The 15,278-nt window shown below is 47.2% G+C and carries 13 protein-coding genes and 2 pseudogenes; 7 read left to right on the plus strand and 8 right to left on the minus strand.

Annotated features, from left to right (window positions below; all coding sequences use genetic code 11):
- Positions 1–317 precede the first annotated feature (317 nt).
- From NDI48_22570 to NDI48_22580, 3 genes are all read right to left on the minus strand, one after another.
- Positions 318–2,390 (minus strand): NAD(P)H-quinone oxidoreductase subunit 5, encoded by a 2,073-nt coding sequence (locus tag NDI48_22570; GenBank protein MEP0833953.1) that lies wholly within the window; start codon positions 2,388–2,390, stop codon positions 318–320.
- A gap of 668 nt (positions 2,391–3,058) precedes the next feature.
- A complete protein-coding gene (locus tag NDI48_22575) occupies positions 3,059–3,400 on the minus strand; it encodes a thioredoxin family protein (GenBank protein MEP0833954.1) in 342 nt (113 codons plus the stop codon).
- Between the two features lie 137 nt (positions 3,401–3,537).
- On the minus strand, positions 3,538–4,254 hold the full coding sequence (locus NDI48_22580; GenBank protein MEP0833955.1) for a hypothetical protein: 717 nt from the start codon (positions 4,252–4,254) through the stop codon (positions 3,538–3,540).
- Positions 4,255–4,448: 194 nt separating this feature from the next.
- On the opposite strand from NDI48_22580, the gene NDI48_22585 reads away from it, so the two are divergent.
- The 5 genes from NDI48_22585 to NDI48_22605 all read left to right on the plus strand — a co-directional run bounded on the left by NDI48_22585 (position 4,449) and on the right by NDI48_22605 (position 10,229).
- A complete protein-coding gene (locus tag NDI48_22585; protein ID MEP0833956.1) occupies positions 4,449–5,450 on the plus strand; it encodes a LysR family transcriptional regulator in 1,002 nt (333 codons plus the stop codon).
- A gap of 143 nt (positions 5,451–5,593) precedes the next feature.
- On the plus strand, positions 5,594–7,087 hold the full coding sequence (locus NDI48_22590; protein ID MEP0833957.1) for a serine/threonine protein kinase: 1,494 nt from the start codon (positions 5,594–5,596) through the stop codon (positions 7,085–7,087).
- Positions 7,088–7,120: 33 nt separating this feature from the next.
- Positions 7,121–8,518, plus strand: coding sequence for an ABC transporter substrate-binding protein (locus NDI48_22595; GenBank protein MEP0833958.1), 1,398 nt, complete (start codon positions 7,121–7,123; stop codon positions 8,516–8,518).
- A gap of 124 nt (positions 8,519–8,642) precedes the next feature.
- A complete protein-coding gene (locus NDI48_22600; protein ID MEP0833959.1) occupies positions 8,643–9,581 on the plus strand; it encodes a phosphate ABC transporter substrate-binding protein in 939 nt (312 codons plus the stop codon).
- Between the two features lie 45 nt (positions 9,582–9,626).
- Positions 9,627–10,229 carry a Uma2 family endonuclease gene (locus tag NDI48_22605; protein ID MEP0833960.1) on the plus strand — a complete coding sequence of 201 codons (603 nt, stop codon included), beginning with the start codon at positions 9,627–9,629 and terminating at the stop codon, positions 10,227–10,229.
- 41 nt (positions 10,230–10,270) lie between these two features.
- Here NDI48_22605 and NDI48_22610 read toward each other — a convergent pair.
- Both NDI48_22610 and NDI48_22615 read right to left on the minus strand, forming a co-directional pair.
- Positions 10,271–10,637, minus strand: a pseudogene (locus NDI48_22610) (hypothetical protein).
- A gap of 138 nt (positions 10,638–10,775) precedes the next feature.
- A pseudogene (locus NDI48_22615) lies at positions 10,776–10,958 on the minus strand (hypothetical protein).
- A 238-nt stretch (positions 10,959–11,196) separates the two neighbouring features.
- Between NDI48_22615 and NDI48_22620 the strand changes: the two are divergent.
- Together NDI48_22620 and NDI48_22625 are read left to right on the plus strand one after the other, a co-directional pair.
- Positions 11,197–11,379, plus strand: a complete 183-nt coding sequence (locus NDI48_22620) for a ParG (GenBank protein ID MEP0833961.1) — start codon at positions 11,197–11,199, stop codon at positions 11,377–11,379.
- A 103-nt stretch (positions 11,380–11,482) separates the two neighbouring features.
- Positions 11,483–11,674 carry a hypothetical protein gene (locus NDI48_22625; protein ID MEP0833962.1) on the plus strand — a complete coding sequence of 64 codons (192 nt, stop codon included), beginning with the start codon at positions 11,483–11,485 and terminating at the stop codon, positions 11,672–11,674.
- A gap of 28 nt (positions 11,675–11,702) precedes the next feature.
- On the opposite strand, the gene NDI48_22630 is transcribed toward NDI48_22625, so the two are convergent.
- The 3 genes from NDI48_22630 to NDI48_22640 form a co-directional block, all read right to left on the minus strand.
- Positions 11,703–11,948 carry an HNH endonuclease gene (locus tag NDI48_22630; protein ID MEP0833963.1) on the minus strand — a complete coding sequence of 82 codons (246 nt, stop codon included), beginning with the start codon at positions 11,946–11,948 and terminating at the stop codon, positions 11,703–11,705.
- Between the two features lie 5 nt (positions 11,949–11,953).
- Positions 11,954–12,286, minus strand: coding sequence for a hypothetical protein (locus tag NDI48_22635; GenBank protein MEP0833964.1), 333 nt, complete (start codon positions 12,284–12,286; stop codon positions 11,954–11,956).
- 252 nt (positions 12,287–12,538) lie between these two features.
- Complete coding sequence (locus NDI48_22640; protein ID MEP0833965.1) at positions 12,539–15,025, minus strand: dynamin-like GTPase family protein; 2,487 nt, start codon at positions 15,023–15,025, stop codon at positions 12,539–12,541.
- Positions 15,026–15,278: the final 253 nt, after the last annotated feature.

Here is a 15,278-nt window from a genome sequence, read left to right on the forward strand (position 1 = left end):
ACAGAACCTCTGTGCTATTCTCCTTATCTTGGAGTGCCTGGATTGGTTTGTCCAACACACTCTTTCCTAAGAGCCTATCCGAAAAGTGAGGATGAGAGCTGAAGCCGCAAATGGACACCGATCAAGACAGATGTTAAGGGATTCGGGAGTTAATTTTCCGGATAGGCTACAGTCTTACAGTCTTTTCTGGTTGAGAGGGATGACTCACTGAGAGTTGCCAGTTTTTAGGGGTTAGTGCTGAGAATGCGCTTACTCCTGTTTTGGGGTACTCGACTTCTCAACCCGTCATCACCCAATCACTGACAACTAACAAGTTTTTAGGTAATCCCAGAGGCAATCACTAAACCCAAGACAGCGGCAAAGACAATTAGGGCATAGAACTGGACACGACCATTTTCCAGGTATTTCAACCCTTCACCACTTAACAGCGTTGCGAAGCCGGTCAGGTTAACGGCACCATCGACAATGCGGTAGTCCACTTCCATAATCTGCCGTGCAACTCGGCGCAGCCCGATGACAAACACTTTGTGATAAATGTCATCAAAGTACCACTTGTTTAATGACAGATTGTACAAGGGTGTAATTTTTTGGGCGATCGCTTTCGGGTCAATCTTACCGCTTAAGTACATCAGCGAAGCGACAGTAATCCCAATCAAGGCAATCCCGACGGAACTGCCACCCATAATCAGAAATTCTGTCCAATCAAAAGCTTCTGCCTCTGCCGCTACGTGGGCAACAGCTTCCCCTGCGGGGTGAATAAACTCCTCGAAGTAGTTGTTAAACGGCGTCCCCACTAATCCAATCAGTGTTGAGGGTACCGCTAGTAACAACAGGGGTAAGGTCATGGTGAGCGGAGACTCATGGGGAAACTCACTGTGTCCATGATCGTGATCGTCTTCGTGATCCGCCTCTGCTTTCAGTTCTTTAGTATCCATCGCACCGGGGCCAAAGGCGGGTGCTACTTGACCCAATGCGGCGGCTTTGAGCTGCTGTCGGATATGGGTTAAATTCCCCCGGAACTCTCCCTCAAAGGTAGAGAAATACATCCGGAACATATAAAAGGCTGTTATGCCAGCGGTGAGCCAGCCAATCAACCACAGAATGGGATTCGCCTCGAACGCATTGCCGAGAATTTCATCCTTTGACCAGAAACCGGCAAAGGGAGGAATGCCAGAAATGGCTAGGGTACCAATGAAAAAGGTCAGAGCTGTGAGCGGCATATACTTCCGCAAGCCCCCCATCAGTCGCATATCTTGAGCCAAAACTGGGTCATGACCCACAACACCTTCCATGCCATGAATCACTGAACCCGAACCCAGGAATAGCATGGCTTTGAAATAAGCATGAGTCATCAGGTGGAATAACCCAGCCGTATAGGAGCCAATACCCATCGCCATGACCATATAACCCAATTGGGAAATGGTGGAATAGGCTAAACCTTTCTTAATGTCATTTTGCGTGATCGCGATCGAAGCACCTAAAAAGGCTGTGAAAGCTCCCGTCCAAGCAATCACGTTCATCACGGATGGGATGCCATCAAACACCGGGTACATCCGGGCAATCAAAAATACCCCAGCCGCCACCATTGTTGCCGCGTGAATCAGCGCGGAAATGGGCGTTGGGCCTTCCATGGCGTCTGGTAGCCAGACATGTAGGGGGAATTGGGCTGATTTCGCCACTGGCCCTAAAAACACCAAAATAGCAAACAGTGCAGCTAGAGCAGAGCTCAGGTAACCAGCTTCCACAAAGGTTTTCAGGTGGGCACCCATGACATCAAACTCAAAGCTGCCCGTGGCCCAGTAAAGACCTAAAATACCCAACAGCAGACCAAAGTCCCCTACACGGTTAGTGACAAATGCTTTTTGCGCTGCATCTGCTGCGGGCTTACGGTCATACCAGAAGCCAACCAGCAGGTATGAACACATACCCACCAATTCCCAGAAAATATAAACCTGTACTAAGTTGGGACTGACGACCAAACCCAACATGGAGGAGCTAAACACACTCAAATAGGCATAGAAGCGAACATATCCCGGATCGTGAGCCATGTAGCCATCGGTGTAAATCATCACCAGTAAAGCTACTGTTGTCACAATTACCAGCATCAGTGCCGTCAAGTGATCGATGGTGTAGCCCATCGACAAGTGAAAGTTTCCAGCCGACGCCCATTCTAGCGTTCGGGTAAAAGGTTCATGTCCCTGAAATTGACTCCACAGCAAAGCAAAGGAAAGAACCATGGATGCTCCCAGGAGGGAGACAACGAATACGGCGTTTAACTGCCGCAGACGGTTCGTTGCTTTGTTGATGGTGATTAGCCCTAAGCCCACCAGCATTGCCCCTAATAAGGGCAAAACTGGTATAAGCCAGGCATATTGATAAAGCGGTTCCATGGCGAATGCCTTCTTCAGATTTCGTTACTATTCTGGCAAAACGTTAACACTGTGACATATACCTACTCGAAAAAAAAGTTTGCTTACAAACAATCAATAAACAACACTAGTGCAAGAAGGCAGAAGACAGAAGGCAGAAGGCAGAAGGAAAGAAAGCTTGTACAGCAAGCTTTTTAACCTTTATTCAACTGGATAGTTATTTCCGCCACGCTGCACTAGGTAAAAGTATCTACCCAATAAAAGAACCATCGGTTGATTACTTCTACCGATGGTTACATATGAAGCAAGCCAATGAGCAGGTCTTTAGACAACTGCCTAGGCTGCCTTTAACTGTGTATCTTTACTGGATCAAAGCTCAGTTTATAGCTATCTTCACCCTAAGTAAGGGCACGCCTTAGCAACCTTTGACTTCGCCTTATGCTTTTATGCCCTAAGGCTTATAGAGCTGGGTTCTAGAGCAATATGTAGGGGTGTGGGGAAGCCCCTCATGGAACAACATCCAGACTAAAGGTTACGCCTGTTAAGAACGCTTACGAAAAAGATATACACAGTTTAGATTTTTGGTATTTTATCACAAAATCACAATTTCGTTAGTATTGGGTGTTGATTCATCCCGATGCGGGGATACGGGGGACAGAGATCGCGCCTCCAACAATAGACTATATAAGCTAGGCCGATTGGGGAAGCGAAGTGACCATGAGTGTTTTGAGTGCCATTCGCACATCCTCACGCCCATGAAAGTTATCAAGCCGTTGAATCACCTGACCTCCCTCAAATAAGAGCAACGTCGGCAGGGACTTAATGCGATAAGTCGTGGCAAGCTTCAGATTGTCATCGGCATTGATCTTTACTATTTTGACCTGCCCATTCCATTCCGACTGAAACTCCCGAACTAGGGGCTGGATGACTCGACACAGTCCACACCAGGGTGCCGAGAAATCCACTAAAACGGGCAGCGAAGATTCTAAAACCTCTTGTCTAAAAGTCCGCTCGTTAAGAGACAACACCATTTTCCCTCGAAAATATATGAGTTTTTACAATGATTGGGATCATGCTACATCCAATTTGGATAATTTGGGCAATGAAAATCAAGAAAAATCCTGGTATTACCTGTATTACGGCTTGACGAGCGGATGTATTACGTGTATTACCAATTCACTTTCCCAGTCGCCGCGATCAGTAGGGGATGTGCCCACCACAGCAACAGGATAAAAACGGTAACGCCGAGGTAAGCCGGACGGACAAACTCTTCCCATTTGAGGGTCTGACGTCCCTGGAGAATCGCCAAGAAAGGGATGACAGACGTGCGAGCTTTTGCCACCTCAAAAGCATCACCATATCGTGCCTGCATACGTCTATCGCCATGCCAGACGGCGAAAAGATGATGCAGGATTAATCCGACTGAGGTGAGGAGGGTGAAGCTAGTACCCACCCAAAGGGTATGAGCAACGCACCAAATGACCTGTCCCACCATTTGAGGGTGTCGAGTGATGCGAATGATGCCTGTCTCGAACAGATGAACTTGGGGCTTTTGAATCGCGGCAATTTCTAGTAAGTTGAACGTAGCTGGATAGAGAAAAAGAAAAGAAATTGCAGAGAGAACCCAAACCAGCGACTGGATGCCGGGAACACCCTGAACGAGCCAAAGTTGTAAGCCGTCATATCGGTGATTAAAAAAGTAAATTATTAATACAACAGCGAGGGGGAGGCTAACTAGGGCAAACAGAATACGGTAGAGTCTTGGACCGATGCGTTGTTCTCCCCAAGGTCGGAGTGCGGCTAAACCACTGTGAGCGATCGCAAACCCCAAAAGCAACCCAAGCATCACAAAATGGCTGGATGTTAGCCAACTCGAAAACGCCATAAAGATTAATGTAGATACTGTGAACATTCCATCCTAACAAGTATTGCTCTAAGTACTTGCGGCCTTGGTATGTTACTGTCGATTTCAGCAGAGACTGACAACTTTTACTCTTAGGCCGTCCACCTTGAGTCAAATCTCATCGTCAAACAAATTGTTACTGGCCTCAGTTGCTCCTTTCACTCAGGTTTAGCCGTATGTCTGACCTTCCTTTCACTCTTGACCAACTCCGCATTCTCAAAGCAATCGCTACTGAGGGGAGTTTTAAGCGTGCTGCTGATAGCTTGTACGTTTCACAACCCGCTGTAAGTTTGCAGGTTCAAAACCTAGAGCGGCAGTTAGATGTTCCCTTATTTGACCGGGGCGGACGCCGCGCCCAACTGACGGAAGCAGGATACCTCCTCCTGAGCTACGGGGAAAAAATACTCTCGCTTTGCCAAGAAACCTGTCGGGCGATCGAGGATTTACAAAATCTCCAGGGTGGTACGTTGATCGTCGGCGCGTCTCAAACCACCGGCACCTATCTCCTGCCTCGAATGATTGGCATGTTTAGGCAGCGCTATCCCGATGTCGCTGTGCAATTGCAGGTTCACTCCACTCGCCGCACCGCTTGGAGTGTTGCCAATGGACAAGTGGATTTAGCGATTATCGGCGGGGAAGTTCCAGGTGAGTTACAAGAGACGCTAGAAATCATTCCTTATTCAGAAGACGAGCTGGCGCTGATTTTGCCACCTTTTCATCCTCTAGCCAAAGTCGGCACAATCCAAAGAGAGGATTTGTATAAATTGCAGTTCATTGCCTTAGATTCTCAATCCACCATCCGCAAGGTGATTGACCAAGTCCTCACGCGTTGCGCCATTGACCCCAGACGCCTCAAGGTTGAAATGGAACTGAACTCCATTGAGGCGATTAAAAATGCCGTGCAATCCGGACTAGGGGCTGCTTTTGTCTCCATTTCGGCGATTGAAAAAGAGTTACAGATGGGCATCCTACATCGGGCACTGATCGATGATGTCGTCGTCAAGCGGGCGCTGTCTGTGATTGTCAACCCCCACCGTTATCGTTCTAAGGCTGCTGAAGCATTTAGTCGGGAGATTCTCCCAGAATTTGCCAACCCTGGATGGAAACTCAAACCCGAACCCGTCGCCATGGCAACACCGAAGATCCAGGCTAGTTCTGCTCATGCCGTAGGAGATTAACTAGAGTGTTTGGAAACTGAGGCATTGAGCGTCTAGGAATGTGCTTCGAGGCTAAAGTGGGAAGAGAAAGAAAAACCTGAGTGGCTTAATCTGTTAGTGTCTTTCGGTGCCTTCGATGCTCTATTCCTGACGCTCTGCTCTATATGGAAATTTACTGCACCCGTCCTAGCTGTCCCCGCCCCCAAAATCACTTTCCCGATCTTGATAACAAGGCCACGCTCAAGACGGCTCAGCAGAAATACTGTACATCCTGCGGAATGCCACTGATTTTAGTGGGTCGCTACCTTCCCTTGAAGTTACTCGGACAGGGAGGATTTGGAGCCGCATTTCTCGCTCGCGATCGCTATACCCCCGCCATGCGCCAGTGCGTGGTTAAACAATTTCAGCCCTCTGGGGATTTGAACCCACAGCAGCTTCAAATGGCGCAAGATTTATTTGAGCGAGAGGCGGAAGTTTTAGAGCAACTGGGTAGCCGTCATCCCCAAATCCCGGATCTGTTTGCCTTCTTTCCCTTGAGTGTGCCTAGACCGCAAGGGGGTAAGGAAGACCAATTCTTCTATCTCGTACAAGAATATATTGACGGACAAACCTTAGAGGAAGAATTAAACACCGAGGGGCAGTTTTCCGAAGCCGAAGCATTAGAAGTCCTGCGGGAAATTCTCAATGTGTTGAAGTTCGTCCATGACAATGACTCCATTCACCGAGATATTAAGCCCTCCAACATCATGCGTCACAAGAATGGGCGTCTGTATCTTTTAGACTTTGGTGCCGTGAAGCAGGTGACGGCAGCAGGGGCAAGAGCAGGGAGATCAACGGGAATTTATTCCCAAGGATATGCACCACCAGAGCAGATGGCAGGTGCTCAAGTCTACCCCTCAACCGACTTGTATGCTCTAGCGGTAACGGTGATTACATTGCTCACGGGGAAAGAGGCGGGAGAACTGTATGATTCCTACACCAACGGCTGGAATTGGAGAGGCTACACCCAAGTTAGCCAGACCTTGGCTAATGTGTTAGACCGAATGCTATTACAAACTCCTAATCAACGCTTTGGGTCGGCTCAAGAGGTTATCGACGCTCTCACGCCAAGTCCCTCCCCACCGCCACCTCCGGTTAGTCCTCCACCCTCACAAGGGAGAACGCGACCTCATAGTCAATCACCACAGGTGTCACCGTCACCAGCCGTTCAGGTGTCCACTGTGTCCCCCACAATGCCGCCCTTGACTCAACCTCAGAGTAGCCCACCCGTAGCGGCGGCTTCAATTCATCCCCAACCCCTACCTGCACAACCTAGTTTTTCTGTGTTGGAGGTTTTAGGTGGGGCAGCTTTTACAGGATTTGAAGCGGGATTGTTATTTACTGCCCTGCGTATCGTGCTGGGGGTTTCAACCATTAGCATAGGTCTATTAATCATCATTGTTGGAGGGCTGATTTTCGCGCAAAACCGTCGCCTGATCGAAGGGAAAGACTTGCCGATTATGGTTGGACTCACCCTGGCGACTGTGTTATTCCTCGCTATCAGGCAGAATATACCTATCCCATTGGTGATGATGAGCGCTGTGTTCGCGGGAGCTGGAGCGATCGCAATCACAGCACTTTTCCAGCTCATTTATCGATTACTGCGTCGGTTGCTCTAAACCCTCCAATCCAGCCGCCAGCCTTATCAGTGCATGTCCCAAAAAAACGAAACGGTTGTTCTTGTGGTTTCTTTAGTCGTCACTATGGCTTTAGTGGCGGGTCTGTGGTGGTTTCTACGTCCGAGACCGAGTCCGCCAAGTCCGCCGGGTGGAACCGCACCAACTCAACCGAATCAGCGTCTTCAAGAGCGCATTAGTGCAGGAGAAAAACTATTAATTCCTGCCAATGCCCCACCAGAGAAACAAGCGGCAATCCAGGCGATCGCATCAGGTAATTATGCGGAAGCTGTCACGCAGCTAGAAGCCTCTCTCAAGAGAGAGCGCAACGACCCAGAAACCCTGATTTATCTCAACAATGCTCGGATTGGCAACCAAAAATCCTACACGATTGCAGCTTCTGTTCCTATCAGTTCTGATGCCAATGCGGCTCAAGAACTACTGCGTGGTATTGCTCAGGCTCAAAATGACATCAATCGAGCCGGTGGAATAAAAGGCATTCCCCTCAGAGTTCTCATTGCCAATGATGAGAATAAGTCAGATATCGCGAACCAAGTAGCTGCCGCCTTCGTAAAAAACGAGCAAGTATTGGGAGTCATCGGTCATTATGCCAGCGATGTCACCTTAGCAACAGCAGATACTTATCAATCTGGGGGATTGGTCGCGATTTCTCCGATTAGTACCACAGTCAAATTATCGGGTCGTAGTCGCTATGTTTTTCGGACTGTGCCCAGTGATTATGTGGCAGCGAGAGCCTTGGCAGAGTATATGTTGCAAAAACTAAAACAGCAAAAAGTTGCTGTTTTCTTTAACTCCGAAAGTGGCTATAGCCAGTCTTTAAAGTCGGAGTTTGTCACGGCTGTTTCCCTGGGAGGCGGGGAAGTAATCAGCGAAGTGGACTTGTCTGATGCAAATTTTGATGCCGTTCCAAGCATCGATCAAGCGATTCAGGCAGGCGCACAGGTGCTGATGTTAGCGGTGAATACAGGCACCCTGGATAAAGCCATGCTTGTGGTTCAAGTGAATGGTAAACGGCTCAAGATCTTAGCCGGAGATGATGTTTATACACCCAAAACCTTGCAATTAGGAGGACTGGCGGCTGAAAGCATGGTATTGGCAATTCCCTGGCATATTGGGGCAAACCCTCAGGCTCAGTTTCCTAAAGCCGCTACTCAACTTTGGGGTGGAGAGGTAAACTGGCGCACGGCAATGGCTTATGATGCTGCCCAGGCACTGATTGCTGGGATTGAGCGCAATCCGACGCGGACGGGTGTGCAACAAGCACTGTTGGCACGTGACTTTTCTGCCCAAGGTGCGGCTGGAACGATTAAGTTTTTGCCATCGGGCGATCGCAATCAGACTGTGCAGCTAGTGACTATTCAACCCAGCTCTGATACTCCTTGGGGCTATAAATTTGTACCCTTACCCAAATAAGGAATTGTTAAGGTAAAAACTTATCGTAAAAAGAGAGAATTCTCGAAATATCACTTTTAATTTTGACTTTTGACTGCTTATACACCGAAAGTTTGATGACTAAAATGATTGGTTTAATTGTGGTATGTCACAAAAAAATGAAGCGACCGTTCTAGTCTTAGCCCTTTTAATTACTGCTGCCCTATTAGGGGGTGGATTTTGGTGGTTTACCCGTAGTTCTGGCTCTAATGTCGGTAATTTATCGACAGGTGATAATAACACTCCGCAAAACCAACCTCAAGACCCAAACCTATCTCAACCCACTCAAACTTTCGCATCTCCTACCAATGTACAGAGTGGCACCACTGTAAGAATTGATGGTTCTACTAGTATGGTGCAAATTAATCAGGCACTTAAAAGCAGTTTTGAACAGCAATTTTCTGGAACAACTGTTAATACGAATGCAGGAGGGTCTGATAAAGGGATTCAAGACCTGATTCAGGGAAATATAGATGTTGCGGCTATCTCTCGCCCCCTGACTTTCCAAGAAACGAGTCAAGGTTTGGTGGCTGTGCCTGTCACAAAAGATGCGATCGCGATTGTTGTTGGAGATAAAAATCCGTTTCGTAGAGGATTAAGTCAGAATCAAGTTAGGGGGATTTTCCAAGGGCAGATTACAGATTGGTCAAAAGTAGGGGGAACAGCAGGAACGCTGCGAGTGATTAACCGTCCTCCAGAAAGTGGCACCCATCAGACATTTCAAGAGTTTGTTCTACAAGGACAAAACTTTGGCACGACACCCAACATTACTACGCTGTCCCAAGATGCAACTACACCCCTACTGCGAGCGTTAGGAACGAGTGGCATTGGTTATGCAACCTATTCTCAGGCGGTGAATCAAAAGACGGTACGGACTGTTGCAGTAGACGGGTTGACTCCTGAAGCACCCAATTACCCATATCAGCGAACCCTTTATTACGTTTACAAGCAGCCGGCTAGTCCTCAAGTTCAAGCCTTTCTGGGTTATGTTACTTCGGATAAAGGAAAGGATGCGATCGCATCTGCTGATAAATCTTCCAAGTAGTAAGTGTACAAAAGGCAACAGCAGTCCAGGATTTGTGCCATGACAATGACAACAGTAACGACTCAAGCAGAAAACTCTCCTTTGGTGTTGCGCCTACAACCGATCATTAATCTGACAGATGACCAGTTTTTTGAGTTCTGTCAAATTAATCGCAACTTACACATCGAACGCACCGCTACGGGAGAAATACTGATTATGCCTCCGACTGGTTCGGAAACCGGAAATCGAAATGCCAAATTGATTGTGCAATTAGGGATTTGGGCAGAAAGTGACGGAACTGGGATTTATTTCGACTCTAGTACTGGCTTTAAGCTTCCCAATGGTGCAGATCGTTCTCCAGATGCGGCATGGGTGAAACTAGAACGGTGGAACGCCCTGATTCCCGAACAACAGAAGAAATTTGCTCCCATCTGTCCTGAGTTTGTGGTGGAGTTACGCTCTGCTTCTGATAACTTGGAACCGCTTAAAACTAAGATGCAGGAATATATTGACAACGGTGCCCTTTTAGGATTTTTAATCGAACGCAAAAATCGGCAGGTTTATATCTATCGTCCGGGAGTAGCTGTGGAATGTTTGGATAATCCGGCTACTGTTAGCGGTGAGTCGGTATTACCCGGATTTGTTCTGGATTTAAGCAAAATTTGGTGAATCCTGGACTGACTATGAGTCAAAGGATTGAATTGTTCGATCTAGATATCTCCTCGGTGGTGTTTTGCAGAACATAAAATAGACAATCGTTGCTGAAAGATGGCATCAAGGCGGGAAAGCGCTTCTTCTGTATATCGCTGGGCTTCGTGAATAATGCTTTTCCAAAGGGTATTGAGAGCTTGCAGATTTGGGCAGAAGCGTATCAGACTACTACAGGCAGCAATCCACTGTTCGAGGCAAGCGGTAACTGATGAAGTAGCCACCGAGTCCCTGAATATGCACCCAGAGGACGTTATGCCATTTTGCCCAGTTCAAGATGCGCTCTTGCTTGATTTTCAGGTGTTTGGCGATTTGCCTGAGAGTGATGACGAAAGTTTTGGGGTTAATGCGATGACGTAGCGCTTGCATGAGTTTTCGGAAAGGAGACCCCCTCCCCAGCCTTTGTGAGCCATTGAGAGGAGAGGGAGCTAGAGTATTTTTACTGCCCCTGATGTTGGGGGACTATGTAGAGCTTTTGGTGTAGCTGACTGAGCCAATTTGCCAGAATTAACTCGGCGCGTGGGTTTGATTCTCCTCTGGTTTCTCATTGGGAAGGTCAAAGATAATTTCAAACTTGGCGTTTGGGATGAACCGATGCAAAAGTCGTTTGTGGTCGTCGGCGTCTTGGCGGTTGTGGAAACGGGCAACGATGATGGTTCGTGCGTTTGGCAGAAGACGCACAATTGCCCAAAGGTGATTTCCTGGAGGATAGCTTCGCTGAATGCTTGGATTGCCGAGTAGTTGTTTTACCATTGGTAGAGTCTCCTTGTATTAGGGAGCCAGAAGCCAGCGCAGGACTTTGGACGGTTGAAGCGCTGGCTTTAGCTGTTTTTAATATAGCACAATAGCACAATAGCACAATAGCACTAAAAGCCAGAAAATTTATAGCAATGAGACAATGGAAGTGAGCATTTATGAGCTGTAATCTGTGTCCGAAGCTGAGAACCAAGTATTTGTGAGAGGGCGCGTTCCCGAATCCGTGAGAGCGCGATTTAAGGCAACGTGTGCCTTAGAGGGACGCGATATGAGCGAGGTGCTCAGGGAACTGATTGAGAAGTGGTTGCAAGAACACGAAAACCCCTCACCTACCAAAAAGGGTAAGGGAGATTAAGGCGATCGCTTGATTGCTTAAAAGTTTTACCATCGGCAGAGTTTCCTTATATGCAGTAATGAGTCTATGTGCGACAATAGGCTCGACGACGACAAGAGTATCAGTGGTAACCAAGCGCGACGATCCAAATTACTCCCAGGTAAGCGGCTATGTCCCGAAGGACTTGGCGCGTCGTTTCAGGATTGCCTGTAGTTCTGAGGAAATAAGTCAAAGTGAAGCGTTGGAGAAAGCGTTAGAGCAATGGCTGAAAAAGGACAACTCCTCACCTACAAAGAAGGGCAAGGGGGAGGAGTGAGGCGATCTTACAATAGCGGCTTTCTGCGTCAATTAGTGAAGTGACGGCGGAAGCGGGGGTCGAGGTGATGTTGTTTCTGCTGGTTACAGGGAAGGCAGAGAGTCTGCAAGTTACTGATATCATTTTGACCACCACGAGCCAGGGGAATAATGTGGTCAATCGTTAGTTGAGTGTCTAGCTTTGTTTTGCCGCAGCTTTTACACTGATAGCGATCGCGTTCAAAAACATAGTTCCTCACTTCTGGAGGAATGGGAATTCTAGGGGTTTTAGCCATAACTCTTATTGCTGATTTTCCTTGTTTATCATCTGACGAAGATCATCAAGTGGTGATTCGGGTGGACTGATTTCGAGAGCATCGCTTCCTAGGGTTTGTGAATCCTCTTGTTCTTCGACATAAAATTCAAGGCTGACTTTAATTCTCACTTTTCCTTTTTTCCAGCTTTTTGAACCAAGGTTTAGCATTTCACAATCTATGCCATCGCCAAACCACCTGGCATAAGGTTCATTCACCCCATTAGGAGCCAATATTGAATTATCTATCTTTATTCCATGACAAGAACTTAATTGACCATTAAGTTGACTTCCTAAATGATTGCCAAACGCTCCATTGATTGCCTTTTTGAATTTACTGACATTGTTACATAGTCCTCTCTATTGATTTTAATTCAATGCTAAGCTGTCAGTCCGCCAGGAAATCAATTTCCTGGCTCATAGCTAAAGTCCTCTAAAGAGGACTAAATGCTGACAATACTCATATTTGAGTCCATTTTAATGGACTTGATCTGTTAGCCAGGGACTTAAGCCCCTGGCGGTTGTTTCAAGCAGTGAAAGATGTTAATGAAAATCTTCACCTCAAAACTCTGCTTAGAGAGCCTCTGCTGCATCAACCGAGTTAGATACAGCGGTAAAATTTGAGCTAAAATCAAAACCATCTGATTCAACAGAACTCGGTATTGCCGTCAAATCAGATTCTCCTACCACAGGTAGCTGATACCTGTTTAACAACATTCCTTGCAAACAGCTATTAATTCCAGTAATCGCTTGGTTATAATCAGCAATTTTCTGCTCAAATTCATCCTGCAATTTGTGATTCTGTTTAATCTTTTCCTCTGCTTCTTGTTCCAAAGTTTGTTCTAAATAAGCACGCGCCTTGGGATATTGCTGCAAGATTGCCTCTGCCTGCTCATCTGCCATTGGCAATAGTAGCGTTTTGAGAGTTTGGTTAATCGTTTGGCGGAAACTGCGCCGGATTGTTTGATCAATCTTTGGCTCGAAATCTAACTTGAGTAACTGCCGAATCGCAGGTTCCGCTTCAATCATGCTTTCGGCGTCATAACCTTGGGACGTTTGCTGCAAGGTTTGCCGAAATTGATAAATTGAAAATGTGCCTTCATCGTAAAAACGAGGGCTTTCTCGTACAAAGCGATCGCACTCTATCCTCGCCGCACTCACCAAAGCTTCAGAAACCCGCTTCTGTACCCCCTTTAGCTTTTGCTCAATCCCGCCATCGTTCCCCAGCAATCGATAAAGTTGACTGTAGTAATCTGCACGGCGCACTCGCTCGATTAAGTATTGGAAGAAGCTAGACACTACCTGTTGTGAAGATTCCACCAAAACATCTTCTAGCTCATTAGCCAGGTAATAAAGCGCTTCTACTAAAACAGCAATTAGAGGTGCTGTGGCGTTGCGAGGATGGCTACGAGTCGCACGGCTGTAAGCTTTTGCTACTGAAAACGAGTGCAGCAATTCATCAAGGCGTTGAATCATTTCGGTTTGCAGTTGGCGAAAATCTGCCTCAAACGTTGGGCAAGCGTTATTCACTGCCAGATTCACGTCTTCGGCAATGTGACGGCAAAACTCTTTCCCAACTTGCTGAAGTTCTTGATTGAGATGTTCCAACTCCTGGGCTTTCATCGCCTCAATTTCGCGGGGTTGGCTGTCCAAATTACGGTGGACGCTTAGGTAGTGCTTCTTTAAGCCAATGCACAACGGTTGTAAATCATCAGCCAAATTCGCAAATAATTGAGGGCGCTTTTCTTCGGTGAGATAGCGCGTAATTGCCTCCCGAAACTCTTCAATGCCACTATCTTGAATGAGCTGCTCAATCAGGGGCGTTCCTTGTTCCCCCAGAATGCGTACATAGTTTTCATTGGGGGTTTCATAACTATTGACGGAAATTCGGAACCGACTGGGAGATAGCTTGCCAGAGTTGGCGCAGTAACGAAGAAATTCATTCACGAATTGTGGAGTATCTTCGCCTCCAACTGTGCCTTTGACACTGTTAGCAAAAATAGAATCTAAACCAAACCTCTCGCCTCCTCTGGTTGCTTTAATTTGACTTCCATAAAAGCCAAGTAACCCACTGGTTTTATAAACCCTGTCAGCAGGCGTATCTCGGAACTGGGTATTAATTAAAGAATCCAATCGTTGCCGCAGTTGGCTGTTATACCAGGTTTCATCAACGCGATTGAAAATATAAAAGACGCGATCGCGAATTCCTGGATTCCCCCGCATCTTCTCGATCAGTTCGGTTTCTTCCGTCGTCATATCGCCTGCGGACGCGGGTTTGAGCACACATACCACTGCTGAAGTCTCGGGAGCCTCAATTTTCCGATACGTCAGTTCCGCATCCTTCTGCACTGGCGCATCAATCCCCGGTGTATCAATCAGCACGTTGCCATCTTGCAGTAGGGGATGATGGCAGTAATATTCAATCCGCTTGAGAACTGCACTATTACTACCACGACGAGCATATCCAGCCGCTTCTTGGAGATTCGAGAAGTTGAATTGCTCCATTGAGTAGGTGGCATTGTTCAGGGTGTTGATGCGATCGCGATTGGCGATAAACCCTTCCAGCAACAAATCCAGCGCCTTTGCTTGCTTTGCCCTCTCGGATTTACTCTCGCCGCCTTCCTGCTGGAGAGTCAGCACACATCCCTGGCGTAGTAAATCAATCGCTTCCGGTTGATTGATATTAGCCGCCGCTAATCCCAATCGCTGACACAATGCCACTACCTGTTCCCGAATCTCCACTTCGCTCAAAAACGTCAGCACCACTTGTTCTCGATCTGGTTCGGCATGGGCGATGTAACATTCCGTCCCCGTCGCGTGCCCCTCCGCACTGTAGAGGAGCTCTCGTTCCAGCAGCGCATTAATCAGCATCGACTTCCCTGCACTAAACGCACCGGCAAAGACAATCTCGAAGGTGGGTGCGATCGCTTTTCGCAAAGAAGCCTGAACCGCCGTCACATCATCTGGCAACGCTCGTAGAGATGGCTCCTGATGCAATAGGTCTAATAAACGTTCTACCTGTTCTTGCAGATTCTGGCACTGAGGGAGTATTGGCGTCATGGCAGTAGATATCTCAATTCAATGAGTCTTTCTGCCAATCTTAGTATTGTCATTCTGTGTAACAACACCGTGAAATCCACGAAATCTAAGTCAAGTACTCAACAGGTTCTACCACAGGATTTACGCATTTTCTGGGTTAACGGGACTTAGACAAAAATTAAGCCCAAATAAACCCTAAACTGGCTTTATAAGCAGCAAATACGTCATGATTTAGGTTCAACCAATCAAAAAATCGAAAAGACATAGCTGTTCT

This window comes from Microcoleus sp. AS-A8 (assembly GCA_039962225.1).
Classification (GTDB): domain Bacteria; phylum Cyanobacteriota; class Cyanobacteriia; order Cyanobacteriales; family Coleofasciculaceae; genus Allocoleopsis.